Annotated in this window: 23 protein-coding genes; 13 read left to right on the top strand and 10 right to left on the bottom strand. The window is 67.5% G+C overall.

From position 1 onward, the window contains the following. Positions 1-124: 124 nt before the first annotated feature. Positions 125-505 (bottom strand): hypothetical protein, encoded by a 381-nt coding sequence (locus T336_RS0111330; protein ID WP_026432623.1) that lies wholly within the window; start codon positions 503-505, stop codon positions 125-127. Positions 506-631: 126 nt separating this feature from the next. Next, entirely contained in the window at positions 632-1,531 is a 900-nt protein-coding gene (locus T336_RS0111325; RefSeq protein ID WP_244883919.1) for a hypothetical protein, read from the bottom strand. 107 nt (positions 1,532-1,638) lie between these two features. Here T336_RS0111325 and T336_RS0111320 point away from each other — a divergent pair, with 107 nt between their 5' ends. Both T336_RS0111320 and T336_RS0111315 read left to right on the top strand, forming a co-directional pair. Then, the gene (locus tag T336_RS0111320; protein ID WP_244883918.1) at positions 1,639-2,073 is read left to right on the top strand and encodes a hypothetical protein; all 435 of its coding nucleotides are present in this window, start codon (positions 1,639-1,641) and stop codon (positions 2,071-2,073) included. A 17-nt stretch (positions 2,074-2,090) separates the two neighbouring features. Further along, complete coding sequence (locus T336_RS0111315) at positions 2,091-2,582, top strand: DUF4189 domain-containing protein (RefSeq protein ID WP_026432620.1); 492 nt, start codon at positions 2,091-2,093, stop codon at positions 2,580-2,582. Positions 2,583-2,612: 30 nt separating this feature from the next. On the opposite strand, the gene T336_RS0111310 is transcribed toward T336_RS0111315, so the two are convergent. The 6 genes from T336_RS0111310 to T336_RS0111285 form a co-directional block, all read right to left on the bottom strand. Beyond that, positions 2,613-3,302: a LuxR C-terminal-related transcriptional regulator gene (locus tag T336_RS0111310; protein ID WP_019700695.1), complete on the bottom strand. Its 690-nt coding sequence runs from the start codon at positions 3,300-3,302 to the stop codon at positions 2,613-2,615. 215 nt (positions 3,303-3,517) lie between these two features. Further along, positions 3,518-5,125, bottom strand: coding sequence for a methyl-accepting chemotaxis protein (locus T336_RS0111305; protein WP_209435957.1), 1,608 nt, complete (start codon positions 5,123-5,125; stop codon positions 3,518-3,520). A gap of 381 nt (positions 5,126-5,506) precedes the next feature. Continuing rightward, positions 5,507-6,112: a PqiC family protein gene (locus T336_RS25045; protein ID WP_051647124.1), complete on the bottom strand. Its 606-nt coding sequence runs from the start codon at positions 6,110-6,112 to the stop codon at positions 5,507-5,509. Next, positions 6,109-7,767, bottom strand: a complete 1,659-nt coding sequence (locus T336_RS0111295; protein ID WP_026432618.1) for a PqiB family protein — start codon at positions 7,765-7,767, stop codon at positions 6,109-6,111. Before T336_RS0111295 ends, T336_RS25045 begins: the two co-directional genes overlap by 4 nt. Beyond that, the gene (locus T336_RS0111290) at positions 7,764-8,384 is read right to left on the bottom strand and encodes a paraquat-inducible protein A (protein WP_020424778.1); all 621 of its coding nucleotides are present in this window, start codon (positions 8,382-8,384) and stop codon (positions 7,764-7,766) included. Before T336_RS0111290 ends, T336_RS0111295 begins: the two co-directional genes overlap by 4 nt. Further along, positions 8,381-8,884 carry a paraquat-inducible protein A gene (locus tag T336_RS0111285; RefSeq protein ID WP_020424779.1) on the bottom strand — a complete coding sequence of 168 codons (504 nt, stop codon included), beginning with the start codon at positions 8,882-8,884 and terminating at the stop codon, positions 8,381-8,383. The genes T336_RS0111290 and T336_RS0111285 overlap by 4 nt, the downstream gene beginning before the upstream one ends. Positions 8,885-9,154: 270 nt before the next feature. On the opposite strand from T336_RS0111285, the gene T336_RS25040 reads away from it, so the two are divergent. The 3 genes from T336_RS25040 (at position 9,155) to dusA (ending at position 12,814) form a co-directional block, all read left to right on the top strand. After that, the gene (locus tag T336_RS25040) at positions 9,155-9,850 is read left to right on the top strand and encodes a TetR family transcriptional regulator (RefSeq protein ID WP_244883917.1); all 696 of its coding nucleotides are present in this window, start codon (positions 9,155-9,157) and stop codon (positions 9,848-9,850) included. Between the two features lie 4 nt (positions 9,851-9,854). Further along, on the top strand, positions 9,855-11,177 hold the full coding sequence (locus tag T336_RS0111275; protein WP_026432615.1) for an NAD(P)/FAD-dependent oxidoreductase: 1,323 nt from the start codon (positions 9,855-9,857) through the stop codon (positions 11,175-11,177). Between the two features lie 593 nt (positions 11,178-11,770). Continuing rightward, on the top strand, positions 11,771-12,814 hold the full coding sequence (gene dusA / locus T336_RS0111270; protein WP_084151411.1) for a tRNA dihydrouridine(20/20a) synthase DusA: 1,044 nt from the start codon (positions 11,771-11,773) through the stop codon (positions 12,812-12,814). A 17-nt stretch (positions 12,815-12,831) separates the two neighbouring features. On the opposite strand, the gene T336_RS0111265 is transcribed toward dusA, so the two are convergent. After that, a complete protein-coding gene (locus tag T336_RS0111265; RefSeq protein ID WP_026432613.1) occupies positions 12,832-15,636 on the bottom strand; it encodes a bifunctional diguanylate cyclase/phosphodiesterase in 2,805 nt (934 codons plus the stop codon). A gap of 159 nt (positions 15,637-15,795) precedes the next feature. On the opposite strand from T336_RS0111265, the gene T336_RS0111260 reads away from it, so the two are divergent. The 3 genes from T336_RS0111260 (at position 15,796) to T336_RS0111250 (ending at position 19,229) form a co-directional block, all read left to right on the top strand. Continuing rightward, entirely contained in the window at positions 15,796-16,875 is a 1,080-nt protein-coding gene (locus tag T336_RS0111260; protein ID WP_019700705.1) for a GTP pyrophosphokinase, read from the top strand. A gap of 195 nt (positions 16,876-17,070) precedes the next feature. Further along, complete coding sequence (locus T336_RS0111255; protein ID WP_019700706.1) at positions 17,071-18,498, top strand: polyhydroxyalkanoate depolymerase; 1,428 nt, start codon at positions 17,071-17,073, stop codon at positions 18,496-18,498. Next, positions 18,495-19,229: an RnfABCDGE type electron transport complex subunit B gene (locus tag T336_RS0111250; RefSeq protein ID WP_019700707.1), complete on the top strand. Its 735-nt coding sequence runs from the start codon at positions 18,495-18,497 to the stop codon at positions 19,227-19,229. Before T336_RS0111255 ends, T336_RS0111250 begins: the two co-directional genes overlap by 4 nt. A 40-nt stretch (positions 19,230-19,269) precedes the next feature. Here T336_RS0111250 and T336_RS0111245 read toward each other — a convergent pair whose 3' ends face one another. Next, positions 19,270-20,784: a methyl-accepting chemotaxis protein gene (locus T336_RS0111245; RefSeq protein WP_026432612.1), complete on the bottom strand. Its 1,515-nt coding sequence runs from the start codon at positions 20,782-20,784 to the stop codon at positions 19,270-19,272. A gap of 139 nt (positions 20,785-20,923) precedes the next feature. Here T336_RS0111245 and dapC point away from each other — a divergent pair, with 139 nt between their 5' ends. From dapC to prmB, 5 genes are all read left to right on the top strand, one after another. Beyond that, positions 20,924-22,126, top strand: a complete 1,203-nt coding sequence (gene dapC / locus T336_RS0111240; protein ID WP_026432611.1) for a succinyldiaminopimelate transaminase — start codon at positions 20,924-20,926, stop codon at positions 22,124-22,126. 14 nt (positions 22,127-22,140) lie between these two features. Next, complete coding sequence (dapD, locus tag T336_RS0111235) at positions 22,141-22,965, top strand: 2,3,4,5-tetrahydropyridine-2,6-dicarboxylate N-succinyltransferase (RefSeq protein ID WP_026432610.1); 825 nt, start codon at positions 22,141-22,143, stop codon at positions 22,963-22,965. Positions 22,966-23,042: 77 nt separating this feature from the next. Further along, positions 23,043-24,206, top strand: coding sequence for a PilT/PilU family type 4a pilus ATPase (locus T336_RS0111230; RefSeq protein ID WP_026432609.1), 1,164 nt, complete (start codon positions 23,043-23,045; stop codon positions 24,204-24,206). 97 nt (positions 24,207-24,303) lie between these two features. Further along, positions 24,304-25,473 carry a succinyl-diaminopimelate desuccinylase gene (gene dapE, locus T336_RS0111225; protein WP_026432608.1) on the top strand — a complete coding sequence of 390 codons (1,170 nt, stop codon included), beginning with the start codon at positions 24,304-24,306 and terminating at the stop codon, positions 25,471-25,473. Continuing rightward, the gene (gene prmB / locus T336_RS0111220; RefSeq protein WP_026432607.1) at positions 25,470-26,399 is read left to right on the top strand and encodes a 50S ribosomal protein L3 N(5)-glutamine methyltransferase; all 930 of its coding nucleotides are present in this window, start codon (positions 25,470-25,472) and stop codon (positions 26,397-26,399) included. The genes dapE and prmB overlap by 4 nt, the downstream gene beginning before the upstream one ends. Positions 26,400-26,468: the final 69 nt, after the last annotated feature.

Here is a 26,468-nt window from a genome sequence, read left to right as displayed (position 1 = left end):
GCGCAGGAAAGAGGGGCAAGCCGGCCAGCAGGACGGAGCAGGCCGTTGCGATGAATGGTCTGGTATGGGACACCTGGGTCTCCGAAGTGATGAAAACTTCGGTGGACCGCAGGGGCGCAGTCAATCAGGTGATCATTCCCCCGCAGTCCACCGTCGATGGAGCGTGGAAGGACCACTTGGGGCGCTCGATATCGTTGGCGGCACCGGTGCCCCGGTGCCGGAGATGCCTGGGAACGACCCACGCATTCGAGGCCTGCTGCACGGGGCACCGCGGGTTCGGCACATCGCCGATCGACGAAGGCTGGGCGACGTTGTGGAATGGGCAGGGAACGCCCCGGTCTTCGGAAAAGTGGATGCCTTCCGCCTCATCGGCGGCTTTCTTCTGGGCCGAGGCGTACCCCGCCGCCACGGACCCGGCAGACGAGGCCGACTCATGGAACTGCGCTGCCGTCCATTGGAGCGGCAGCAGCAAGAGCATGAAGACGATGACGATCCGGCGAACCATTGTCAGGGGGGACTGCTTCCTTGGCTGCACGGGCCCTCGACAGGGCGCCGCACAGGACATGCCCGACGAGCGCCGCGAAGAGGGCGCCCTTGGACAGGCGATTTTCGGGAGCGGATTCTAGAGCGTTCAGCCGGGACTCGTACGCGTCGCCCCTTTGCGGCACAGGCCAATGTTCGTCCGGGCCGCGCGCACGATCTCCAGGTAGCGCTCCGCCAGTGCAGGCGCCCAGCCATCCACCGCCGCATCATCGTCCTTTGCGGCATCCCCTGCATATTTGGCGAGCGTCGCCAGGCATTGCGCATGAAGTCCGTTGCGGTACTGCGTGATGGCCAGGTCGTTGCGAACGGCCCCCTCGTCTTCCCAGTCCAGGGTCACCGAACAGCTCTCCAGCACAGGAGACAGGGTGGCGAGGGCCGCCTTGAAATTCCTGCGGTCATAGAGACGCTGGAACGCGGCACGCGTGCGATCGACTTCATCCCTGCCGCAACCCTCCTTCACCCGCATATAACGCCCTGCGAAACTTCCGTTGTAGCCACAAAAATCCCTGCACTCGGCAGGCGTAGCGGCCTTCACATCGATGCCCTGCGCGCTGTGGCCGAAGCCCACCATGCAGGAAGAACGCCTGCCGTCCTGCATGGCAACGCCCTGGCCGCCGTCGATGGGCCCATCGAGCGAGCACAGGCTGTCACCCGTGGTGCTTTCGAGCGAAAACGTCATCTCGCCTTTCTCGCTCCTGATCAAAAGACGTCCCCAGCCCCGCTCCGTCATGTACTCACCCGGCTGCAACGCACCGTTTCCGGATGGCGACGGGCGCTCTGGAGGCTGCAGATGGCCCGCCGGCTGCGCAGAGGCACCACCCGCACAGGTCGAACAGGACATGGCAAACAGCAGAATGACCGATGCAAGCATCCGCGGTACCGTCGGCCTGGGAAAGCGATGGGGTGACAGGGTCATCAAGGTCTTCGCAGAGAAATTGCCTGTTGCGGCATGGAATCTTCGGTAGCGGGCCGGCAGGTCTTGCGCCATGATAAGACCGTGTTCCCTGGGGTAGCGACAGGCATGCCGAGGTTGCCCGAGCACGTGGTGGATCCCTGTTGAATCTGGTTGCATCCACATCCAGCACCCGGGTTCTAATGCCCAGCTTCCAGCAGCATGTGCTTTGCAGCGCCGCCCCCTGGATCCGGCTTGTACAGCCCTATCGCAACCTGTTCACCGAGGAATCGCAGATGCCCCGCTTCTCCCCCATCCTGATGGCCTTGTTCACGATCGCCTGTGTACCGCTGGCGCAAGCGCAGGGTACCAGCGAATTCAACAAGGAGGCGATCAAGTCCACCGGCGAAGCCGCCGCGATGGCGTTCGTGTGCGGCAAGCTCAACCAGGCCCAGATCAATGCGCACAAGGAAAAGGCGCGCCGGCTCTACCTTGCGGACGGCGTCTCCCAGGCGACCTTCGACACCCTCTACGCCGAGGGGTTCAAGGAAGTGCAGGCCAAGGCGAAAGCCAATCATGTGCAGGCAGGCAGCCCCCAGTGCCAGCTTCCCGTACCCGGTGCAGGCAAGCCGGACTGAGATAGGAAAGCATGCAAATGAAGTTCCGTACGTCCGTCCCCCTGCTTCTCACTGTATTTATCGCGGTTTCGAGCCTGCACGCCCAGACCGCATGCCCCTCCGGCGTGGCCGCGGGCAGCGCGCGTTGTGGTCCGAGCGGCGACAGCGGCGACAGCGCGCCTCCGCGGCCGACAGGCCACTGGGTGAAAACCTGGGGGGCCCTCGTCAGCTCTAACCAGGCGGGCGGAGCCTGGTCCTCCAAAGGCAAGGACTCGGAAGAAGACGCGCGCCAGGATGCCCTGAAAAGGTGCCAGGCCCAGGGCGCATCCGACTGCAAGGTGGACGCGACGTTCTTCAACCAGTGCATTGCCGTCTCTGGCTCTAACGCCCAGCGTGGCGTTTTCACGAACACGGGAAAGAACAAGGAAGTCGCCGGCGCCCGGGCCCTCAAGGACTGCCAGGACAGCGGCAGGGCAAACTGCGCCGTCGTGTTCGCCGAGTGCACCGATCCCTACTTCGTGAAATATTAGCCGGTCGGCACCTGCCGCCGCACCGGCAGTTCAAGCGCCATCGATGCGAACACCGCGCAGCTTGGCGATGAGTTCCACCCGGTTGCGGGCCTGGAGCTTCTGCAGGATCGCCGTGAGGTGTTCTTTGACGGTGTGCTCCGAGAGGTGCAGCGCGGAGGCAATTGGCTTGTTCTGCAGACCGTCCAGGACGAGTGCGAGGATTTCCCCCTGCCGCGGCGTCAGGCCGATGTCGGCAGGCGCCAGGTGGATCTCGCGGGGCGCCGTGGACCGGGCCGGCGACCGTGGATGCAATGCAGCCGCGTCCGTATCGAACCAGACCCGGCCGCCCAGCACCGCGGTCACGGCCGCAAGGTAGGTGTCGGGCGCTTCGCGCTTGTGGACGAACCCGTGGGCACCGCTTGCACGGGCCTTCAAGGCAATCGCCGGGTGCTGGTCCGCGCTCGTCACCAGCACACGGGTTGCGGGAGACATGGCCAGGAGGCTGGCGATGAAGGAAGTCGCGGCGCCCTCGGCGAGCCAGAAATCCACGAGGGCCAGCATGGGCGGCCCCTGCGTGGCCACGATGCGCAGTGCGCTGGCCCCATCGAAGGCATGGCAGGTTTCGGCGATAGCAGGGTGCTGGCCTAGAAAATCGGCCATGCCGCGTGCGACGAGTGGATGGTCATCGACGACGAGCGCATGGCCTGCCGGATGAAGGCGCGAGCAAGGAGGCAGGGGCATTGGGACGATTCGCCAGTGCAGCCGAATCGACAAAATGCAATGCGACAGTTTGACAAAGCGTAACCGCCCCTGCTCGGCGTTTGATGACAAGCCCCTGTCGACGCCGCGGATGCAACGCAGGTGACTCGTCAAACGCGATTTCGCGGATATGGCAAGTGGAATGGTGGGTGGAACGAGCAAATCGCTTTGGCATATCTCGGTGCAGTCCGTTCGCTCTATGGCACCAGCGCTCGGTCGGTGCCCGAAAAGACAGCCTGGCCCGCAGCCACCGCCTGCCCCAGCTTGAAGATGCCGACCGCCTGCACCAGGTCTTGCGCCTGCGCCCTGAGACTGGCGGCTGCGGCTGCGATTTCCTCGACCAGCGCGGCGTTCTGCTGGGTGACCTGGTCCATCTGTATGACGGCTTCGCCGACCTGGTTGACGCCAGCGCTCTGCTCCCCGCTGGCGGCACTGATTTCGCGCATGATCTCGGTCACCCGGCGAATGCTGCCGACCACCTCCCCCATGGTGGTGCCAGCCCGGTCCGCAAGTTGTTCGCCCATTTCGACGCGCGCGACGCTGGTGTCGATGAGATTCTTGATTTCCTTGGCCGCCTCGGCACTTCGCACGGCCAAGCTGCGCACCTCTCCCGCCACTACCGCGAAACCACGGCCCTGCTCACCCGCACGGGCCGCCTCCACCGCCGCATTCAGCGCGAGGATGTTGGTCTGGAATGCAATGCCATCGATGACGTTGATGATGTCGGCGATCTTGCGTGAGCTCTCGCTGATGCCCTTCATCGTCTGCACCACCTGCGACACGACCTCGCCCCCACGGGTCGCCACCACGCTGGCCTCCTGGGCGAACTGGTTGGCCTGGCGGGCATGGTCGGCATTCTGCTTGACGGTCGAGCCCAGCTGCTCCATCGATGCGGCCGTTTGCTGCAGGGCACTCGCCTGCCGCTCCGTTCGGGCCGACAGGTCGGAATTTCCCTGGGCGATCTGGGTACTGGCGGCAGCCACCGATTCGCTGCCCTCCCGTACCCGCGTGACAACATGGGCCAGCGAGTCGTTCATGGATTTGAGACTCAGCAGCAGGGTGCCGACCTCGTCGCGGGCGGCAACGTCGATGCGCGTCGTCAGGTCGCCGTCCGCCACCGCCTGCGCGACACCGAGGGCCTGGGAAACCGGCCTGGTGATCGACCGGATGACCCACATCCCCAGGAAAGTCGCCATGACCACCGCCAAGGCCGACCCGCCGAACTCGAGCATCAAGGTCGTGCGCCGGGCACCGTCCAATGCGGCGGAGCGAACCGCGAGCAGGTCCCTCTCCATTTTGCTGAAATCCCCTTCGAGCGCACGGAATCCATCCATGGCAGCTTTATCGAGACCTTTCCTGAACTCGGCCAGGAAATCCTCCCAGGAAACTGCGCCGCCATTGACCTCCCTGCGCAGCCCTTGCATCTTCTCGACAATAAAAACGAACTCTGCCTTCCGGGCTCGCATATCCTCCAGGCGCTTTTGCTGCGCCGGATTATCGGAAGTCAGGGATTTTGCCTTGTTCCAGGCGGCATCGAAGCTCTTGATGCCGGTGGTCCAGGGCTCGAGAAATCGCTCCTCCCCGGCCAGCAGGAAACCTCGCGCGCCCGTTTCCATGTTCACCATGCTCTGCAGCATCTCCTGCCCGACGCCCAGCACCAAATAGGTGTGCTGATTCATCTCATCCGCTTTCTTGAGCTCGTTCTGGCTCTTGATCGCCACGCCGATCACGGTGAGGAAAATCACGATCACGCCAGCAAATGCCAGAGAAAGCCGGCGAGCCAGGGGCCAATTTGATAGAACCATGACAGACCTCCCATGAAACATTTAATTCTTTGCGTCATCGAGGCAGCGCATTTTTCAATTTGGAATCGAATCGACTGCAACACGCGCTTTTGCAGGGTTTCTACAGTGCACCTCTTGTGCTCGACACGTCAAAGATTATCCGATCCAGCAACGAGGTTATTAAGAGCGGCTGCAGCCGGTTTCAACAGCGCTTCGTGGATGTCCAGCCGCCTCTTGAAGCGGATGCGCAGCTTGCCCAAGCCTGCGAGCCATCCATGCTCTCTCTCTCCACCGCCCAGCGATGCCGACCTATCCATATCCTCCGCCGCTGAGGTTGCGCCCCCTCCGCGCTACGCGAACAACAACAACAACAACAACAACAACAACGATAGGCGGTGAAGGTCAGGTGCAATCGGCGTCGTTCTCTCCGCCATGTGACTGCACTGCGTGCGCGATTCTTTGCGCCAGCGAGTTCAGCAGTTGCTGGCAGGCCGTCGCCAGTGCTTCGACGTCGCCCGCCGGCGCACTCTGGCTCAGGCGGCTGCGGCAGACCGTGCGCTGCTGTGGCGAACTGGCGAAGCCCATGCTCCAATCCGCGTCCATGTCCACCTGCCGGCCGAGCCAGGCATCCAGGCGGCGGATCTCGACCTTGACCCGCACGACGGGCTGGCCGGGCGCTCGCGCCAGGCCCGACACATCCTGCGCGCCCAGGAGCACGGCGAGTCGTGCCGACAAGGCGCGGCGCACCTCTTCCCCCAGCGGCCCGGCCCAACGCTCGCGGTCGAGAACCGCGACTCCCGCCTCGCCCTGGCGCACCACCAGCCCTGGTCGATCCAGTGCCTCCGGTATGCCCACAGGGAGCACCTCGATCTGATACGAAGCGGTCGCCGCGCCGTTACTGGCAGCCGGCGCCACCAGCGTGTAGTAGCGCACGGGCGCGGACGCGCAGCCGCCCAAGCCCAGCACGGCGGCGAGCAGGACAGGGAACAACACAGGCCTGGTCTTCATCGGGACTCCTTGGAACCCTTCGCGGGAGTTGGCGCTGGCGGGAGTGTGCGCACATCGTCGGCACGGCGCCCTCGCAGCAGCGCTTCCGGCTGTTCACCCAGCAAATCGGTCAGTGTGCGCAGCGAGCGAGCGCTGCGGCGCAATTCCTCCAAGGTCAGCCCGAGGTTTTGCTGGAGCGGCGCGTCATCGGCCAACATCCCCTGGGCCGTGCTGAAGGCCTGGCTCGCCTGTTGCAGCGTCTGCGTGGTCTGCGGCAGCACCTGGCCGTTGACCTGCTTGAGCATGCGGTCCAGGTCGGCCAGCGTCGCGTCCAGGTTGCGGCCGATCGAGTCCAGCGGGATCTTGTCGATCTTGCCCACGATGCTCGCCATCTGCTCCTGCAGCCGGTCGAAGCTGCTGCCGATGGTCGGCAGGGTCAGAGGCCGCGCCTTGGGGTCGAACGCCACCTTCGGCGCATTGGGCACGAAGTCCAGCGAGATGTAGAGCTGGCCGGTCAGCAGGTTGCCCGAGCGCGCCTGCGCGCGCAGGCCGTGCTCGACCATGCCGTGCAGCAGCTGTGCAGCTTGCTCCTGCGAGCCGCCATCCATCTTCGGCGGGCGCTGCAGCACGCGACCCAGCCGCTGCGGATAGACGACGATGCCGACCTCGGTCGGGAAGCTGTGTCTGCCCGGATCGTAGTCCAGCTCCATGGACACCACTCGTCCCAAGTCCACGCCGGAGAGCTGCACCGGCGCGCCCACCGCGAGCCCGCGCAGCGACTGCTCGAAACGCAGGCGGATGTACTGCGCCGGGCCGTCCGGCGGCGCCAGTGCCGTCTGCTCGTCCTGGGCCAGCGTGAACTCGGCGTTTTCCGCGGCCACTGCGGCCTGGCTACCCGATGGCGCGCCGAAGGCGACGCCGCCGGAGACGATGGTGGAAACCGACTGGGTCTTGAGCTTGAGCCCGTCCGCGCCCAGCGAGATGTCCACGCCGCTGGCGTTCCAGAACCGCGTATCGGTGGTCACGAAGCGGTCGTAGGGAGCATTGACGAACACCTGCACACGCACGGTCTTGCCGTCCTCTGCGAGCTGGTAGCCGGCTACCTGCCCGACCTGGATGCGGCGGTAGTACAGCGGCGAACCGATGCCCAGCGATCCCAGGTCCTCGGTATGCAGCACGAAGGACTTGCCGGGAGTGTCGCTGACCACGGTGGGTGGCGTTTCCAGGCCGACGAAGGACTTGGCGGTCTGCTCTTCGTGACCAGCATCGGCGGCAATGTAGGCACCCGAGAGCAAGGTGTCGAAACCGGAGACGCCGCCGGCACCGATGCGCGGCCGCACGACCCAGAACCGGGTGTCCCTGCGGGTCAGCTTTGTGGCGCTCTTGTCCAGGGACACGGTGGCCACCACGTGCGAACCATCATCGCTCAGGGCAATGGCGGTGACCGCACCAACGGTCACGTCCTTGTACTTGACCGCGGTCTTGCCCGCTTCCAGGCCCGCGGCGGTGTCGAAGCGCACCTGGATGTCCGTCCCGGCCGACATCCAGGCATGCACCAGCATGGACAGCCCGACCAACGCGGCCACGATCGGCACCAGCCAGACCAGCGAGATCGGCCAGCTCCGGCGGGCCACCGCCGGCTCGCCCGGCTGCGGGGTGTTGGAAGGCTCACTCATTTGTCGTCATCCCAGATCAGGCGCGGATCGAAGTTCATTGCCGAAAGCATGGTCAGGATCACCACCACGCCGAAGAAGAAAATGCCCACGCGCGGCTCGATGTCGCTCAGCGCCTGGAACTTCACCAGCGCAGCGACCACGGCCACCACCAGCACGTCGAGCATCGACCAGTAGCCGATTACCTCGACCAGCCGGTAAAGGCGGGCGCGCTCGCGCCGCCTCCAGCGACTGTGCCGCTGCGAAGTCCACAGCAGCAGGGCCATGACCAGAAACTTGGTGCACGGCACCGCCACGCTGGCGATGAAGATCACCAGCGCGATGCCGTAGGAGCCGCCCTGCCAGAACTGGATCACGCCGCCCATGACCGTGCTCTCGTGGCCACGGCCCAGCAGCTCGGTGTACATCACCGGCAGCACGTTGGCCGGGATGTAGAAGATGACCCCGGCGATCAGCAAGGCCCAGGCGCGCGCGATGCTGTTCGGGCGACGCCGGTGCAGTGCCGCTCCACACCGTGGGCAGTCGCCGTGCCCGCTCGTGCCCAGGACATCCTCGCATACCAGGCCACAGGCATGACAGGCGACGACGCCCAGTTGGCGCGCGCGGGCGGGCAGGCTCATGCGCGCAACTCCTGGTCGGCCGCCGACGAGGTGGACAACTCCCACAGCCCGTGCAGGTCGCGGCTGGCGATCAGGGTGATCAACACCATCAGCACTGCCGTCGCCCATATGCCGGCGCCGGGGGCGACCTGCACCATGCTCGACAACTTGATCACCGCCACCAGGATGCCGAGCAGGCAGACCTCGATCATGCTCCACGGCCGCAGCGCCACCAGCATGCGCATCGCCTGCGCGAAACCCGGCGCGCGCCGTCCGCGCCGGGCATGGATCAGCACCCAGCCCAGCAGGGCGATCTGCAGGAAGGGCACGATGATCACGGACAGAGCGGTGGGCAGCGCGATCGGTGCGGCGGCGCCATGTGCCAGCGCGGCGGCAGCCTGCCACAGCGTGGATTCGTTGTGCAGCCCCTGCAGGCTGATGCGGATGACGGGGCAGACGTTGGCGATCACGAACACGATCGCAGCGGCGACGGTCAGGGCCAGCCAACGGTCTATGTCCAATTGGCTGGCGCGATAGAGAACCGCAGCGCAGCGCTCGCAATGTGCACGTTCGCCGCTGCCCAGTGTGCGGCGGTGGTACACGCTGTCGCAATGCTCACAGACTACGAGGCCAGGAAAAATTTTCATGGTTGGGGGATGTCCTGCAGACGCATCGCATCCACGGCACACGCAAATCTGGACCAAGGAATCGATTATCTATAAAATAGACAAAATCGTCTAGTTTTGTTTCGGGCGCCTCTGCTGGCGCAGCGCCCCATCACCTCGACAACCATGACCAGAGCCTCGACCAGCAAACAAGCGCCACGCGCATCCCAACAGGCGCGTGGCCAGGCCCGTATCGAAGCGATCCTCCAGGCGGCCGCGGCAATGGCGGCCGAAGGCGGCGTCGCCGCAGTGACGATGCATCTGGTGGCCAAGCGCGCACAGACCTCCGTCGGCTCGATGTACCACTTCTTCCCTGATCGGGAGAGCCTGCTGCAAATACTGGTCGAACGGCACATGGCCGCTGTCAGGCAGATCAACGAACAGCTCATCGCGGTGCCGGCAGAGGTCTGGCAGTCAATGTCCACCGCCGCCACGATCGAACATCTCGTAGGGCCCTTCATCGAGCACATCAACCGGCACCCGGATTTCCTGGCCGTGATGCACGGGCGCGATACGGCCGAGGGCGACGCCGACTTCATGCGAACATTTCGGCATGTTCTTGGCGCCCGCCTGCCAGGAATCACGGCTGCGGCCCTTGAGGACTATGTTGCGGTGATGCACGCAATTGCCGCAGGCGGCATGCACGTGGGCTTCCAGTCCAACCCGCATCGTGCAGATCTATATCTGCGAGAAGTGCCGCGCGCGCTCGCGGCGTATCTGGCCCGCCTCGAAGAAGATCATGGGTTGGCGAAGAGTGGCTCCGACAGAGCCCACAGGCCGTCCCGAATTCCTGGGACCGGATCAGGCAAGGAAGGCCATTGACATCATGGATAACGAGAAATCCCCTCCTCTACATGTCGTCGTCGTGGGCGGTGGCGTCGCCGGACTGGAAATCGCCACCACGCTTGGCCGGCGCTGGCGCCGCCAGCGCGCGGGAAAACAGCCGGTTCCGGCCATCACGCTCGTGGATGCGGACTCGGCGCATGTGTGGAAGCCCATGCTGCACACGATCGCCGCAGGCACACGCGACGTTTCCCAACAGCAGACTCCGTATGTTGCCCAGGCACGCAGCGCCGGATTCATCTATCAGCCCGGCCACCTATGCGGTCTGGATCGGAAGGCGCGCCAGATACGGATCGCGCCACTGCACGCGCCGGATGGACGGCTGCTGGTTCCCGCGCGCCATATCGGCTACGACGCGCTGATTCTGGCCATTGGCAGCCAGGCCAACGACTTCGGTACGCCCGGCGTGGCCGAGCATTGCTTCAAGATCGACTCCCGCCTGCAAGCCGACGCCTTCAACCATGAAGTGCGGCTGCGCATGTTGCAGGCTCTTGCGCAGGGCACCGATTTGCCGATCGCGATCGTCGGCGGCGGCGCTACCGGCGTGGAGCTGGCCGCCGAACTGGTGCAATTGAAGGAATCGGCCATCGGCTACGGCGCGCAGGGACTCGCTTCCCGCCTGTCGGTCACGCTGATCGAAAGCGGGCCTCGGCTGCTCGCAGCGTTTCCGCAGGATATCGCCGCCGCCACCCGCGCGCGCCTCGAATCGCTTGGCATCACGGTAATGACCGATACCCGCGTCAAGGCGGCCTCCGCCGAGGCCTTCCTCCTGGGCGATGGCACGCAGGTGCCGGCGGCGCTCAAGGTGTGGGCGGCCGGAGTCAAGGCTGCCGACTTTCTGAACGGCCTCGACGGGCTGACCACCAGCCGTACCAACCAGATCGTGGTCACACCTTCCTTGCAGTCCCTCATCGATCCGAATGTCTACGCGGTCGGCGACTGCGCCAGCCTGACCCTTCAGGGCGCTGAACGACCACTGCCGCCGACGGCTCAGGTCGCCCACCAGCAGGCACAGCACCTGATCGCCCATCTTCCCGGCAAGCTGTTGAATGGCGCAACGATTCCCGACTTCATCCACCGCGACTTCGGAGCCTTGGTATCGTTGGGCGAGTACGATGCCTATGGCTCACTGGGCAAGTTCGGGCTGTTGAAAGGTGTCACGCTGCGCGGGCGCCTTGCGCAACTCAGCCACGTCATGCTCTATCGCAGCCACCAGGCAAGGATTCACGGCCTCTGGCGCGGCAGCTTGCTCTGGCTGGTCGACCGGATCAATGCGCGGCTGCGAGCCTCGATCCGGCTGGATTGATACTGTTGCCAGGATGACGCATACGTTCGGTGCGGCAGGCTCGTTCGGCGGCTCGACCAGGATGCGAAACTGGTGCGGGCGTTCCTTGGCGAAGTTGGCGTAGGCCGCAGCCACCGCGGACAACCGATCGTCCATCCGCCAGGCAATGCATAGGCGGCGTCCATGTAAGTCGAAGCAGCGCTGCGCCCTCAACTCCCGTAAGCCGCCGGCCTCGCTCAACCGCACGACCTCCATATCTGCCAGGCTACACTGCCCGAGTCGCTTGATGTCCGCCGCCTTGACATGCCCCCACGGGGTTATTTTTTCAGCCGCGCTGACATACTCGTCGAACAGCCCCCCTCAGCGTCACCTTATCGGCCATCTTCCGGCCGCTTGCGCTCGCCAGTTCCAACTCCGACTATCGGCGCTTCAGCCACGCGGACGCCCATATTCGCCGACTGCACGTCTGCGCCTCGGTGTGCGGGACCTTCCCGTCCTGCTTCAGCCGGATCTGGGCCATGCAGGAGAAGGTTCCGTCGTAATCGATGCAGCACCATGGCCGCAAAAATGCGGCCGCAATGGAGCGAGAAGGCGGCAAACAGGAAGCCAAAAAAATGTTGCAAGTACCATCGCAAGCTGTTGATTTAAAACAAAACATCCAGAAAACAGTCCCCTGGCGCCTGTCCGTCGCCCCCATGATGGACTGGACCGATCGCCACTGCCGCTACTTCCACCGACTGCTGAGCCGCCATGCCCTGCTCTACACCGAGATGGTGACGACCGGGGCGCTGGTGCATGGCGACGTGGAGCGGCACCTGCGCTTCAATGCCGAGGAGCAACCGGTCGCGCTGCAACTGGGCGGCAGCGAGCCTGCCGACCTCGCGCACTCGGCACGTCTCGGCGAACGATGGGGATACGGCGAAATCAACCTCAACTGCGGATGCCCCAGCGAGCGCGTGCAGCGCGGGGCCTTCGGCGCCTGCCTGATGAACGAGCCGCGGCTGGTGGCCGACTGCGTGAAAGCGATGGTGGATGCAGTGAGCGTTCCTGTCACCGTCAAGCACCGCATCGGCATCGGCCGCAGCGAGGAGTACGCCTTCGTGCGGGATTTCGTGGGCACCGTTGCCGAGGCCGGCTGCCGCGTGTTCATCGTGCATGCGCGCAATGCCTGGCTCGAAGGCCTGTCGCCCAAGGAGAACCGTGAAATACCGCCGCTGCGCTACGACGTGGTGCACCGGCTCAAGGCCGAGTTCCCGGACCTCGTGATCGCGATCAACGGCGGCCTCGCGACCGATGCCGCGGTGCAGGAAGCGCTGGGCGGCGGACTCGACGGCGTGATGATCGGCCGCGAGGCCTACCGCAACCCCTGGTGGCTGGCCCGCTGGGATGCGCAGTACTTCGGCGATGCCGCATCCGGGCTCACGCGGGAGGCCGCCGAAGAGGCCATGGTGGACTACATGGCGCGCGAGGCAGCGCGGCACGGCACCGCGTGGTCTTCAATCGCACGCCACATGCTGGGGTTGCGCAACGGGTTGCCCGGCGCTCGGCGGTGGCGGCAGGTGTGGAGCGACCACCGCCTCAAGCACCTGCCCGCGCACGAGGTGATGGCCATCGCGCGCACTCCGCCCCGGGTGGCGGCAGACGCCCTGGCCGGTTGAATGCCGCGGGCCGCGGTTCAGACCGCCGCGGCGCCCACCTGCGTATCGATCCACTCCTTGAGCGGCAGGGGGTGGGCATACAGGTAGCCCTGCATCGCGTCGCAGCCGTGCCGGACCAGGAATTCCGCCTGGGTCTCGGTTTCCACCCCTTCGGCCACCACGCGCAGGCGCAGGTGCTGCGCCATGGACAGGATGGCGCGCACGATGGCCGCATCGTTGGGGTTCACCGGTGCGTCCTGCACGAAGCTCCGGTCGATCTTGAGCTCATAGAGCGGCAGCCGCTTCAGGTAGGCCAGGCTCGAATAGCCCGTGCCGAAATCGTCGATGGAAAAGCGCACCCCGAAGCGCACCAGCTCCGCCATGCGCTGCGCGGTGTCCTGCCAGTTCTCCACCAGCAGGGTCTCGGTGACTTCCAGGATCAGCCGGGACGCCGGCGCACCGCTGTAGGCCAGCGCATCGCGCACGTAGGCGACGAAATCGTCCTGTCGGAACTGGCGAGCGCTCACGTTGACGGAGATCGTCATGTCCAGCCCCGCAGCATGCAGCTGCGCCAGGGCGTCGCAGGCGCGGCGGATCACGCGCGCGCCCAGGCGCAGGATCAACCCGGACTCCTCGGCGATGGCGACGAAGCGGGCGGGCGACACGTTGCCGTGGGCCGGATGCCGCCAGCGCAGCAGGAGTTCCCCCCCGCACACGGCCCCGTCCCGGTCCACCTGCGGATGGATGTGGATCTCGAGCGCATCGTCGGCGATCGCCTGCGCCAGGTCCTGCTCCAGCGACAGGCGCTCCTGCGCGGCGGCCTGCATGTCGGCCTCGAAGAAGCGCACGCGGTGCGCGCCGGAGGACTTCGCGCGGTACATCGCGGTATCGGCCTCGCGCAGCAGGTCCTCCACGGTTTCGCCTGCCTTGGGAAACAGCGTCACCCCCGTGCTGGCGGTGACCGAATAGTAGGTGCTGCCCAGGTCGTACGGCGCCTCCATTCCCTCGCGCAGCCGCGCTGCCATGGCGCCCGCGGCATCCACGCCCGCCTGCATGCCGTTGGCGATGCGGGGGATGAGCACCACGAACTCGTCTCCCCCGATGCGCACCACGCTGCCGAAGCCCTGCAGCAGGCGCTCCAGCCGCCGCGCCACCTGCACCAGCAGGCGGTCGCCCGCCGCATGCCCCCGGGCATCGTTGAGCTGCTTGAAGTTGTCCAGGTCGATGAAGAACAGGGCGCCGATGCGCCCGCCGCTGCGTGCCTCGTCCAGCGCAGCCTGCAACTGCTCGAAAAGCAGGCGCCGGTTGGGCAGGCCCGTGAGTGCATCGTAGTAGGCCATGCGGTGCATGGCCGCCTCGGCATCGCGCCGGGCCGTGATGTCCCGGGCCAGGGCCACGTAGCGGGAGTCTGCACCACCCTGCCCTGCGGCAGCGCCCACGCCGAGCCGGCGCGCCACAGACAGTTCGAACCAGAGCTGCCCCATGGCCGTTTCCTGGTGGTATTGCCGACCCAGCGACACCCCTTGCGATTCGGCCTCCTGCAGTGCCTGCATGAACTCCGAGGCCACGCCCGGCGGCAGGACCTCCTCCAGCATCCGGCCTTCGAATGCCTGGCTGGGCTCTGCCGACAGGTCGGACCGTGCCGAGCGGTGGTAATGGATGCGCCCACCGGCATCCAGCTCGAACAACAGGTCCGGAACGGCCTGCAGGATGCCTTCCAGGTTGTCGCGCGCGGTGCGCAGTTCGCTCGTCATCGACTGCGCCAGGGCCAGCGCGCGCTGGTGGCCGGTGGCCTGCATGGCGATGAACCAGCCCGCCAGCACGCTGAACAAGGCCCCCAGCCAGGCGATGAGCGCATAGTTGTCGCGGCCCAGGCGGTGGTCGAATGCCGGCAGGGGCTCCATGGTGAGCGTCCAGGGCCGGCCGCCCACGATCAGCACGCGCGCCGCCCGCAGGCGCTCGCCGGACAGATGCGGGACCGGCTCCGCCGCATCGCGGGAGTTGTAGAGCTCCCCCGCGTCCGCATCGGCGCCGCCGCCGGCCAGCCCATCCTGGATGCGCAGCGACACGCCCGGGTCCAGTTCGCCCAGGAGGGCACCGGCCACGGCCGCCACGCGGAACGGCGCGGCCACCCAGCCCCGGATCGCCGCGCGCCGCGCCTCCTGGGTGGCCGGCGTTCCCCCGCCGGCATAGACGGGCAGGAACATCATGAGACCCGGATCGTCTTCGCCCCCCACGCTCCAGAGGCCGGACAGCGCCAGGGCGCCCGAATCGCGCGCGCGGTCCAGGGCTTCGCGTGCGGCGGGCAGGCTGGCGACGTCGAAGCCCAGCGCGGTCAGGTTGCCCCGGGTGCGCGGCTCCACCCGGGTGATGACGGCATAGGAGCCGCGGTCCCCGCGCGAGCGCACCTCGTAGCGGTCCAGCCCTTGCGCCCGCATCGCCTGCACATGCGTCCGCAGGCCGTCGTAGGGCACCTGATCGATCAGGCACAGGGCCTGCAGCCCCGGCCGCGTCTGGTCCATCTGCAGCGCATGTACGTAGGCGGCGAATTCACCCTGCTCGATGGCCGTGGAGCCATCCACGTAGCCCTTGAGGCCGCGCAGCACCATTTCGTAGGCACCCATGCGGTCGCGCAGCGCCGACACCACCCGCTCGGCCGCCGCGTCGAAGTTCTGGCGGCGCCGGGTTTCCTGCAGCTGGTCGGCGTGGTGCCAGTACAGGTAAGTGATTCCCAGCAGCGCCGCCGACAGCAGCGGCGCGAACGCCAGGCGCACGTGCCAGAACCGCGTCGGGCTGCTTGGGGAGGGCTGGCCCGGACGGCGGAGGAATGGAAGGGGGCTCATGCGCAGCGCAGCGTGGCACGGCCGGCCTGCGCTGGCAAGCCCCCGCAGGGCAACGGCGCAACGGCTCGCGCCGGTGCGCGGCATGGATTGCAGCGCCCGCCTGCCGGCAGGCGGTATCCTTCGCCCTGCTGCCTTCGTTCCGGTACTTTTGCCTTTTTCATGCCGTCGCTCGATTTTTCCAGGGAAGAAAGAGGCTTCGAAGCCTTCTATGAGCAGGAGCTACCCGCCCTGCAATATGCCTGCGCCTCCTATATCGCCCTGCTGCAGTCCATCCTCTCGCGCACGCCCCACCTGGACATCACCAAGGTGGAAGGCCGGGTCAAGGACCGCCTGGAATGTATCGCGAAGTTCTCCCGCAAATACCGTGCGGCGCTGGAAGAAAGCAACACTCCCTATGAGATCCGGCACTACATCACCGACCTGATCGGGGTGCGCGTGGTCTGCCTGTACGAGGACGAGCTGGAAAAAGTGGCCCAGGCCGTACGATCGCACTTCGACGTGATCGACGTGACCGACAAGGTGTCGGCCATGGAAAGCACCGAAGGCTCCTTCGGTTACAAGGGGCTGCACCTGGACCTGCGCCTCAACGCCGCCCAGGCCGGCCTGCCAGAGCATGCCGCCTACGCCGCCCAGCCCTTCGAGCTGCAGGTCCGCACCATCATCCAGGACTCCTGGAGCGTGCTGGACCACAAGATCAAGTACAAGAAAGCCATTCCAGGCCAGCTCAAGCGCCGCATCAACGTGCTCTCGGCCCTGTTCGAGCTGGCCGACCGGGAGTTCCGCCAGATCCGCGACGAGACCGAGGCCGGGCTGCGGCATGCCCCCGACGAGACCGAGGCACCGGAGGCCACGGGGCCGGAAGCCGCCGAGGCCGGGCCGCAGGAAGAACGGCCGGCCTCCCCCGGCAGCGAGCTCAACGCCTTCACCTTCCTGAAGATCGCCAACCATTTCTTCAAGGACAGCGATTTCGACCCGCGCAAGGTGGACCTGTTCGTGGCGGACATCCGGGGATGGGCGCCCGGCATCACCCGCGCGCGGTTCAACACCCTGCTGCGGGCCACCCTGGGCACCGTGAAGCGCTACAAGCAGCATTTCGAGGATGCCAACCCGCAGACCAGCTTCAACGCCTACACGGTGATACGGCACTGCCTCTATCTGGGCGACCGCACCACCTTCCGGCGAGCGCTGCGCAACAGCTCGCGCGAGGCGTTCGAAGCGTGGCTGCGCGACCACGCCTGACCCCCGGGTGAACAAAAGGCGCACCCGCGGCGTGGTTACTTCAGCTTACAGCTACTGAATTCATAGCACCCGGCCTTTGATGGCGCGAGGCGTCCGACTGTCGCATTGGCGACTCCTTATCCGTAGTTTCACGCCACACGCCCGGCGCGAACTGCTGCTATATTGCACTGCAACATTTTTCGCCGAGCCGCCCCCATGCTCTACAACCTCTACGAAACGCAGCGTTCACTGATGGAGCCGTTCGCGGAACTCGCGCAGACCGTCTCCAAGATCTACAGTAACCCGGTCTCGCCGTTCAGCCACACGACCTATGCCCAGCGCATGTCCGCCGGCTACGACCTGCTGTACCGGCTGGGCAAGGACTACGAGAAGCCAGTGTTCGGCATCTCCACCGTCCAGGTGGACGGCCACGAGGTGGTCATCCACGAACGGGTGGAGCTCGACAAGCCCTTCTGCGAGCTGCGCCGCTTCAAGCGCTTCTGCGACAACCCCACCACGCTCGAGACCATCAAGCGCCAGCCCGCGGTGCTGATCGTGGCCCCGCTGTCCGGCCACTACGCCACGCTGTTGCGCGACACGGTGCGCACCATGCTGCAGGGCCACAAGGTCTTCATCACCGACTGGAAGAACGCCCGCCTCGTTCCCCTGTCGGAAGGCGAGTTCCACCTCGACGACTACGTGAACTACGTGCAGGAATTCATCCGCCTGCTGCAGTCCCGCTACGGCAACTGCCACGTGATGAGCGTGTGCCAGCCCACGGTGCCGGTGCTCGCGGCTGTCTCCCTCATGGCCAGCCGCGGCGAGAAGACGCCCCTGTCCATGACCATGATGGGCGGCCCGATCGACGCGCGCAAATCCCCCACGGCGGTGAACAACCTCGCCACGCAGCGCAGCTTCGAGTGGTTCGAGAACAACGTCATCTACCGCGTGCCGGACAGCTTCCCCGGTGCCGGGCGCCGCGTATACCCTGGCTTCCTGCAGCACACGGGCTTCGTGGCCATGAACCCCGACCGCCACGCCAAGAGCCACTACGACTACTTCAAGGACCTGGTCAAGGGCGACGATGCCAGCGCCGAGGCCCACCGCAAGTTCTACGACGAGTACAACGCCGTGCTCGACATGGATGCGGACTACTACCTCGAGACCATCAAGACGGTCTTCCAGGACTACGGCCTCGTCAACGGCACCTGGGACGTGCGCTCGCCCGAGGGCCAGCCCGAGCGCGTGCGCCCGCAGGACATCCGCAGCACCGCCCTGCTGACCATCGAGGGCGAGCTGGACGACATCTCCGGCTCGGGCCAGACGGAAGCCGCCCACGGCCTGTGCACGGCCATCCCCGAGAAGGACCGCCGCCACTTCGAGGTCAAGGGCGCGGGCCACTACGGCATCTTCAGTGGCCGCCGGTGGCGCGATATCGTCTATCCGCAGGTGCGGGACTTCATCCTCGCCCACGACCCGCAGCCCGCCACCACGGTGGACAGCGCCTCCGTGCCCAGCGAAGACGCACCCCGCCGCCGCACCGGAGCCGCCGCAGCGCCTGCGGACCTGCTGTCCGAGGAACTGCCGACCGCGACCTCCGCACCGCAGGCGCGCAGCCGGCGCAGCGCGCCCAAGAAGGCTTGACGGCGCCCCCTGCCGCTGCCGCCTCCACGCGCGCCCTGGCGGCCCGTATCGACGCGGCGTTGCCGCAGACGCAGTGCACCCGCTGCGGCTACCCCGATTGCGCCGCGTATGCGGATGCGATCGCGGAGGGAACGGCGGACATCAACCGGTGCCCGCCGGGCGGAGCCGAAGGTGTCGCGCGCCTGGCAGTCCTCACCGGACGCACGCCGCTGTCGCTCGACCCGCAGTGCGGCGCCGAAGGCCCCCGCGGCCTCGCCGTGATCGATGAACTGGCCTGCATCGGCTGCACCCTGTGCATCAAGGCCTGCCCCACGGATGCGATCCTGGGCACGCACAAGCGCATGCACACCGTGATCGAGGCGCATTGCACCGGATGCGAGCTTTGCATTCCCGTGTGCCCGGTGGACTGCATCTCCATGGAGAACGCCACTGGCCATGCCACGGGATGGGCAGCATGGTCCGCCCCGCAGGCCGGCCGGGCTCGGCAGCGCTACCAGGCACGCCGCCTGCGCACCACCCCCGACGCAAAGCGGGACCCGGCGGCTTGCGCACCGGAACCGGCCCATGCCGCCGCGACGCCCACGCTCCGGCCCGTTCATGTGCCGATGCGGGAAGCAATTGCCCCCGTGTCGCCGGCAGCCAGCGTCCAGCCGTCTGCCGAAGACCGCCGCGCCGCCATCGCCGCGGCCCTGGCGCGCGCCCGCGAGCGCCGTGGCGACGGGCCGCGGTGAATACCGTGCTGCGGCCACCCGCCGTGGCCCGCACCGTGGTTCACCCCCGGGCCGCGAGCGACTTGTACACGCCGCACCCCAGGTACACGCCCTCCAGCGCCTGCACGTAGGACATCTTGGTCTGCACCTTGCCCGTGGCCGGGTTAGTGATGTCGTATTCCACCCAGCCGGGTGCGCGCTCGGCCTGCGCCACGATGTCCTCCACGAGCCGCGCGCCGTCGATGCCGGGGATGTCCTGCACCCGGGTGCCCACCTTCGCGGGATTGCCGCCGAAAGCCAGGTAGGTGCCGGCCCGGTCCAGCACGAAGACGTACATGTCCCGGTCATGGAAGGGTTGGGCCGGATCGGTCAGCTGCCGCAGGAAGGCCTCCCGGGAGCCGGCGGCCGCGCGCTGCGCGGCGGCACGCGCCACCAGGGCCTGCGCCTCGTCGGCCGTGCCCTGTTGCAGCCGGAATGCCTGCACCGCCTTCGCCAGCGTGGCGGCGCGGCTGCCGAGCGCCTCGGCCTGCTGCACGGCACGGCCCACCATGCGCGCGTTGTGCTGGGTGACCCCGTCGATCTGCTGGACGGCCGCACTGATCTCCGCCAGGCCGGCACTCTGCTGGGCGCCCGAGCCTGAAATCCCGCTCACATGGGCGGCCACGCCGCGGATGCCCTCGGCCATGCCGCCGATGCCATCGCCCGCTGCGCGCATGAGCGCGGCGCTCGCCTCCACCTGCCGCACGGAATCGCCGATCAGGTCTCGGATCTCGCGCGCCGCCTGCCCCGAGCGTTGCGCCAGCGTGCGTACCTCCGCCGCCACCACTGCGAAGCCCCGGCCCTGCTCGCCTGCCCGCGCGGCTTCCACGGCGGCATTGAGCGCGAGGATATTGGTCTGGAATGCGATGGAGTCGATCACGCCGGTGATCTCGGCCATGCGCCGCGCGCCCTGCTGGATCGCCTGCACCGAATCGACCGCGCGACCCATGGCCTGCGTGCCTTCTTCGGCCGCCTCGCGCAGCTCCGATGCCCGGCGGTCCGCCGCCTGCGCCGTCTGCGCGTTCTGCTGCACGGCGGCCACCAGTTGCTCCACGCTGGCGGCGGTCTGCTCCAGGCTCGCGGCCTGCTGCTCCGTGCGCTCGGCCAGGGCCCGGTTGTCCACAGCCAGGCTGTGGCCGGCGTGCGCAACCAGCGCCGCATTGCTGCGGATGTCGGCCACCATGGACGAGAGCGTCACCACCATGCGCGCCAGCGACTGCGCCAGCACCGCCGGCTCGTCCCGCCCGCCGGCCGACACCGAGCGGGACAGGTCGCCGCGCGCGGCTGCCTCCATGGCCTCGGCCACGCGGCCCAGGTCTTCCGACAGCCCCGCCGAGAGCGCCAGGCCGAGATAGACCAGGACCAGGCTGCTCGCACAGGCCACCCCGGCAGCGGCGGCCGCGCCGCCGGCAGCGCCGGCCCACACCGTGAAGGCCAGCGCCGCCAGCGCCACGCCCGTGCACAGCGCCAGCTTGGCGGAAATCCTCAGTCCGCGCAGAAGCCGGACGCCCGGGCGCAACGGCAGGAAGGCAGCCATGCTCTTTGTCTCCTCTTTCTCGTTATGGATCGCTAATGCTCCCGGATGGTATTGGCAGGCACTTACGGCGGATTGACAAGGCGGGAATACGCCGAGCCGGCCCGGGCGGCCTTCCGCGCAGCACCGATAATGGCGCCCCATGAATCCCCTGCTCACCCATTTGCAGCCCTACCCGTTCGAGCGGCTGCGGCAGCTCTTCGCGGGGGTGCAGCCCCCCGCCGGCCTTCCGGCGATCAGCCTCGGCATGGGCGAACCCCGCCATCCCACGCCGGCCTTCATCCAGCAGGCCCTGACGGACCACCTGGGTGGCCTCGCCAGCTACCCCGCCACAGCGGGCGATCCCCGCCTGCGCGAAGCCTGCGCGCAATGGCTGCACCGGCGCTACGGCATCGCGGTCGACGCCGCGACCCAGGTCCTGCCCGTGAACGGTTCCCGCGAGGCCCTGTTCGCATTCGCCCAGACGGTGATCGATCCCACGCGCGAAGGCGCCACCGTGGTCTGCCCCAATCCCTTCTACCAGATCTACGAAGGCGCCGCGCTGCTGTCGGGCGCACGGCCGTACTACGCCCCCAGCGACCCGGCGCGCAATTTCGCCGTGGACTGGGACGCCGTGCCCGAGGATGTCTGGAAGCGCACGCAACTGCTCTTCGTCTGCTCGCCGGGCAACCCCACGGGCGCCGTGATGCCCCTGGCCGAGTGGGAAAAGCTCTTCGCGCTCAGCGACCGGCACGGCTTCGTGATCGCCTCGGACGAGTGCTACAGCGAGATCTACTTCCAGGGCGGCCCGCCGCTCGGCGGGCTGGAAGCCGCGGCACGCCTGGGCCGCAAGGATTTCCGCAACCTCGTCGCCTTCACCAGCCTGTCCAAGCGCAGCAACGTGCCCGGCCTGCGCAGCGGCTTCGTGGCGGGCGATGCGGAGCTGATGAAGGCCTTCCTGCTCTACCGCACCTACCACGGCAGTGCCATGGGGCCGGCCGTGCAGGGGGCCAGCATCGCCGCCTGGAGCGACGAGGCGCACGTGGAAGAGAACCGCGCCCTCTACCGGAGCAAGTTCGAGCAGGTCACGCCGCTGCTGGCACAGGTGATGGATGTCGCCCTGCCCGACGCCGGCTTCTACCTGTGGGCCCGCGTGCCCGAGCGCCTGGGGATGGACGACGCGGCATTCGCCCGTGCCCTCCTCGCTCAATACAATGTGACCGTGCTGCCGGGCAGCTACCTCGCGCGCGAATCCGGCGGCCGCAATCCCGGTGCCGGGCGCGTGCGCATGGCGCTCGTGGCCGAGGTCGAGGAATGCCTCGAAGCCGCGCGCCGCATCGTGCAATTCATCCAATCCCATCCCTGATTCCCGAACGGACCATGACCCAACAACTGCAGAACATCATCGACACCGCCTGGGAGAACCGCGCCAGCCTCTCGCCCTCCGCCGCTCCGCGCGAAGTGCAGGATGCCGTCGAGCACGTGATCGCCGAACTCGATGCCGGCAAGCTGCGCGTGGCCACCCGCGAGGGTGTCGGCCAGTGGACCGTGCACCAGTGGATCAAGAAGGCCGTGCTGCTGTCGTTCCGCCTGAAGGACAACGAACTGATCGAGGCCGGCAGCCTCGGCTTCTACGACAAGGTGCCGACCAAGTTCGCGGGCCGCTCGGCCGAAGAGATGGCCGCCACCGGCGTGCGCGTGGTGCCGCCGGCCGTGGCGCGCCGCGGCAGCTTCATCGCCAGGGGCGCGATCCTCATGCCCAGCTACGTGAACATCGGCGCCTACGTGGACGAGGGCACCATGGTCGATACCTGGGCCACCGTCGGCTCCTGCGCGCAGGTGGGCAAGCACGTGCACCTGTCCGGCGGCGTGGGCCTCGGCGGCGTGCTGGAGCCCCTGCAGGCCAACCCGACCATCATCGAGGACAACTGCTTCATCGGCGCGCGCTCGGAAATCGTCGAGGGCGTGATCGTCGAAGAGAACTCCGTCATCTCCATGGGCGTGTACATCGGCCAGAGCACCCCCATCTACGACCGCACCACCGACACCGTGAGCTACGGCCGCGTGCCGGCAGGCTCGGTGGTGGTGAGCGGCAGCCTGCCCAAGGGCGACGGCAAGTACAGCATGTACGCAGCCATCATCGTCAAGAAGGTGGATGCCAAGACCCGCTCCACCACCAGCCTGAACGACCTGCTGCGCGACTGACGGCAGGCGCCGCGGCCCCCGGCACCCGCCGGGCCGCGGCCACCCGCCCATTCCACCACCTTCGCAAGGGACACCCCATGAGCACGATGGAGCGGATTCTCCGGCTGATGGCCGAAAAGCGGGCCTCGGACGTCTATCTCTCGGCCAACGCCCCGGTCCTCATCAAGATCAACGGCGAGTGCGTGCCCGTCAACAGCCAGCTGCTGCCCTTCGATGCACCGAAGAACCTGCTGGCCGAGATCGTGTCGCCGGACCGCATCGAGGAGCTGGAGGAAACCGGCGAGCTCAACATGGGCGTGCCGCTCACCGGCGTGGGGCGCTTCCGCGTGAGCGCCATGCGCCAGCGGGGCAGCTACGCGGTGGTCGTGCGGTTCATCGCGCAGCACATCCCCGAGCTGTCCAGCCTCAACCTGCCGCCGATCCTCGGCGAACTGATCCTCGAGAAGCGCGGCCTGCTGCTGGTCGTGGGGGCGACGGGCTCGGGCAAGAGCACCACGCTGGCCTCGATGATCGACAGCCGCAACGCGCAGCTCACGGGCCACATCCTCACGGTGGAGGATCCGGTCGAGTACCAGTTCAAGAACAAGAAGTCGATCATCAACCAGCGCGAGATCGGCTCCGACACCCAGTCCCTGCAGACGGCGCTGAAGAACGCCCTGCGCCAGGCGCCCGACGTGATCCTGATCGGCGAGATCCGCGACCGCGAGACCATGTCCGCGGCCATCGCGTACGCGCAGTCGGGCCACCTGTGCCTCGCCACCCTGCACGGCAACAACAGCTACCACGCGCTGAACCGGATCCTCAGCTTCTACCCGGTCGAGGTGCGCCCCACCATGCTGGGCGACCTGGCCTCGGCCCTGAAGGCCATCGTCTCGCAGCGCCTGGTGCGCTCTCCCGCCGGCGAGCGCCTGCCCGCAGTGGAAGTGCTGCTCAATACCAAGCTCGTGGGCGAGATGATCGAGCAGGGCAATTTCTCCGGCGTGCGCGAGGCCATGGAGAAATCCATGGCCGAGGGCTCGCAGACCTTCGAGCACGACCTCGCCCGCCTGGTCCTCGAAGGCCGCATCGACCGCAAGGAAGGCCTGGCCTACGCCGATTCACCCACCAACCTGATGTGGCGCCTGCAGAACGACTTCTCGATCGCCGCCAAGGCCGCGCGCGACCGCAAGGATGCGGGCGTGCAGGACGACGAAGACCAGCCCTCGTTTACCGAGATCGTGCTGGACGTCAAGCCCCAGTGATCCCGTGCGCCGTCCCGGGCCCGTGCAGCGGGCCGCGCCCGGCGCCTTTTTTCCAACTTTCCCCCCGGAGCGCGTTCCATTGCGCTTCGCGTCCACGATGTCCCGTACCCTGATCCTGGCCGAACAGCTCATCTCCCGTCCGTCCATCACGCCCGAAGATGCCGGCTGCCTCGAACTGCTGGCCGAGCGCCTGGCCCCGCTGGGCTTCACCTGCGAGCGGATGGACAGCGGGCCGGACAGCTTCCGCGTCAGCAACCTCTGGGCCCGCCGCGCCGCGGCGGGCGGCACCACTCCCGCGCGAACCCTGGTGTTCGCGGGCCATACCGACGTGGTGCCCACCGGGCCGCTGGAGCAGTGGAGCAGCCCCCCGTTCACGCCCTCCCACCGGGAAGGGCGGCTCTACGGCCGGGGTGCCAGCGACATGAAGACCTCCATCGCCGCCTTCGTCGTGGCGGTGGAGGAGTTCCTGTCCGCCACGCCCGAGCCGGCCATCGCGCTGGCCTTCCTGCTGACCAGCGACGAGGAAGGCCCCTCGGTGGACGGCACCAAGGTGGTGGTGGAACAACTGTCCGCCCGCGGCGAGACGCTGGACTGGTGCATCGTGGGCGAGCCCACCTCCGTGCGCAAGACCGGCGACATGATCAAGAACGGCCGCCGCGGCACCCTGTCGGGCAAGCTCACCGTGCGCGGCATCCAGGGCCACATCGCCTACCCCCAGCTCGCCCGCAACCCCATCCACCAGGCGCTGCCGGCCCTCGCGGAACTGGCCGCCACGGAATGGGACCGCGGCAACGACTACTTCCCGCCCACCAGCTGGCAGATCAGCAACATCCACGGGGGCACGGGCGCGACCAATGTCATCCCCGGCACCGTGGTGGTGGACTTCAACTTCCGCTTCTGCACCGAATCCACGGCGGAAGGGCTGAAGACCCGCGTGCACAACCTGCTGGACCGGCACGGGCTCGAATACGACCTCACCTGGACGCTCGGGGGCCAGCCCTTCCTCACGACGCCCGGCGAACTGGTGGCCGCGGTGCAGCAGGCGATCACGCAGGAGACCGGCATCACCACCGAACTGTCCACCACCGGTGGCACCAGCGACGGGCGCTTCATCGCCCGTGTCTGCCCGCAGGTCATCGAACTGGGACCGCCCAACGCCACCATCCACAAGATCGACGAGCATGTCGTGGTCGCCGACGTGGAGCCGCTCAAGAACATCTACCGCCGCACGCTGGAGCGGCTGAACGCACAGGCCGCAGCAGCATGAGCACCACCACGCCCCCCGTCCCGCCCGCGGTCCCCGTGCGCGGCGATACCGTGCCGGAACTGGTCGCGAGCGCGGCCGCGCGCCTGGACGCCGCCGGCGTGGCCTTCGGGCACGGCACCGCCAACGCGCACGACGAGGCCGCCTGGCTGGTGCTCTGGCGCCTGGGCCTGCCGCTGGACACGCGGCTGGAAGATGCCGGCGAGGTGGCGCCCGACCGCCAGGCGCAGGTCGCGGAGCTGGTCGAGCAGCGCATCGCCACCCGCAAGCCCGCGGCCTACCTGACGCGGGAGGCCTGGCTGCAGGGCGTGCCGTTCTATGTCGATGAGCGCGCCATCGTCCCGCGCAGCTTCATCGCCGAACTGCTCGCGGACGGCAGCATCGACGGCTTCCTCGGGGAGCACACGCGCGACGTCCTCGACCTGTGCACCGGCAACGGCAGCCTCGCCGTGCTGGCGGCCATGGCGTACCCCGACGTGCGCGTGACCGGCGCGGACCTGTCCCCGGACGCCCTGGATGTGGCCCGCATCAACGTCGAGCGCCACGGACTCGAAGGCCGCGTGGCGCTGGCCCTCTCGGATGGCCTCTCGGCCGTTCCCGGCCCCTGGGACCTGATCCTCTGCAACCCGCCCTACGTGAATGCCGCCAGCATGGCAGCGCTTCCCCAGGAGTACCGCGCCGAGCCGGAACTGGCGCTGGCGGGCGGCGCCGACGGCATGGACTTCGTCCGCCGGCTGCTGGCGGATGCGCCGGCCGCACTGCGCGAGGACGGCGTGCTCATCCTCGAGATCGGCAACGAGCGCGCGCATTTCGAGGCCGCTTTCCCGCACCTGCCGGCTTTCTGGCTCGAAACCAGCGCGGGCGAGGACCAGGTCCTGCTGCTCACGCGCGAGGCGCTGGTGCTGGCCCCGCCCCCCTCCGCGGTCTGACTCCTACCCAGCGTCCCCGGACTGCACGCCGCAGTCCGCGCGGGCGCGCATTCCACCGCATCCGCTACC

The sequence above is a fragment of the Paracidovorax oryzae ATCC 19882 genome, assembly GCF_000687165.1.
Classification (GTDB): Bacteria; Pseudomonadota; Gammaproteobacteria; order Burkholderiales; family Burkholderiaceae_C; genus Paracidovorax; species Paracidovorax oryzae.
The sequence above is the reverse complement of the archived record's forward strand: the minus strand, read 5'-3'. Positions and strand labels throughout refer to the sequence as shown.

Bases quoted from the DNA above. Each gene is read 5' to 3' on its own strand.
- T336_RS0111330 (WP_026432623.1), bottom strand. From the start codon at position 505: ATGGTTCGCCGGATCGTCATCGTCTTCATGCTCTTGCTGCTGCCGCTC.
- T336_RS0111325 (WP_244883919.1), bottom strand. From the start codon at position 1,531: ATGGCGCAAGACCTGCCGGCCCGCTACCGAAGATTCCATGCCGCAACA.
- T336_RS0111320 (WP_244883918.1), top strand. From the start codon at position 1,639: ATGCCCAGCTTCCAGCAGCATGTGCTTTGCAGCGCCGCCCCCTGGATC.
- T336_RS0111315 (WP_026432620.1), top strand. From the start codon at position 2,091: ATGAAGTTCCGTACGTCCGTCCCCCTGCTTCTCACTGTATTTATCGCG.
- T336_RS0111310 (WP_019700695.1), bottom strand. From the start codon at position 3,302: ATGCCCCTGCCTCCTTGCTCGCGCCTTCATCCGGCAGGCCATGCGCTC.
- T336_RS0111305 (WP_209435957.1), bottom strand. From the start codon at position 5,125: ATGGTTCTATCAAATTGGCCCCTGGCTCGCCGGCTTTCTCTGGCATTT.
- T336_RS25045 (WP_051647124.1), bottom strand. From the start codon at position 6,112: ATGAAGACCAGGCCTGTGTTGTTCCCTGTCCTGCTCGCCGCCGTGCTG.
- T336_RS0111295 (WP_026432618.1), bottom strand. From the start codon at position 7,767: ATGAGTGAGCCTTCCAACACCCCGCAGCCGGGCGAGCCGGCGGTGGCC.
- T336_RS0111290 (WP_020424778.1), bottom strand. From the start codon at position 8,384: ATGAGCCTGCCCGCCCGCGCGCGCCAACTGGGCGTCGTCGCCTGTCAT.
- T336_RS25040 (WP_244883917.1), top strand. From the start codon at position 9,155: ATGACCAGAGCCTCGACCAGCAAACAAGCGCCACGCGCATCCCAACAG.
- T336_RS0111275 (WP_026432615.1), top strand. From the start codon at position 9,855: ATGGATAACGAGAAATCCCCTCCTCTACATGTCGTCGTCGTGGGCGGT.
- dusA (WP_084151411.1), top strand. From the start codon at position 11,771: ATGTTGCAAGTACCATCGCAAGCTGTTGATTTAAAACAAAACATCCAG.
- T336_RS0111265 (WP_026432613.1), bottom strand. From the start codon at position 15,636: ATGAGCCCCCTTCCATTCCTCCGCCGTCCGGGCCAGCCCTCCCCAAGC.
- T336_RS0111260 (WP_019700705.1), top strand. From the start codon at position 15,796: ATGCCGTCGCTCGATTTTTCCAGGGAAGAAAGAGGCTTCGAAGCCTTC.
- T336_RS0111255 (WP_019700706.1), top strand. From the start codon at position 17,071: ATGCTCTACAACCTCTACGAAACGCAGCGTTCACTGATGGAGCCGTTC.
- T336_RS0111245 (WP_026432612.1), bottom strand. From the start codon at position 20,784: ATGGCTGCCTTCCTGCCGTTGCGCCCGGGCGTCCGGCTTCTGCGCGGA.
- dapC (WP_026432611.1), top strand. From the start codon at position 20,924: ATGAATCCCCTGCTCACCCATTTGCAGCCCTACCCGTTCGAGCGGCTG.
- dapD (WP_026432610.1), top strand. From the start codon at position 22,141: ATGACCCAACAACTGCAGAACATCATCGACACCGCCTGGGAGAACCGC.
- T336_RS0111230 (WP_026432609.1), top strand. From the start codon at position 23,043: ATGAGCACGATGGAGCGGATTCTCCGGCTGATGGCCGAAAAGCGGGCC.
- dapE (WP_026432608.1), top strand. From the start codon at position 24,304: ATGTCCCGTACCCTGATCCTGGCCGAACAGCTCATCTCCCGTCCGTCC.
- prmB (WP_026432607.1), top strand. From the start codon at position 25,470: ATGAGCACCACCACGCCCCCCGTCCCGCCCGCGGTCCCCGTGCGCGGC.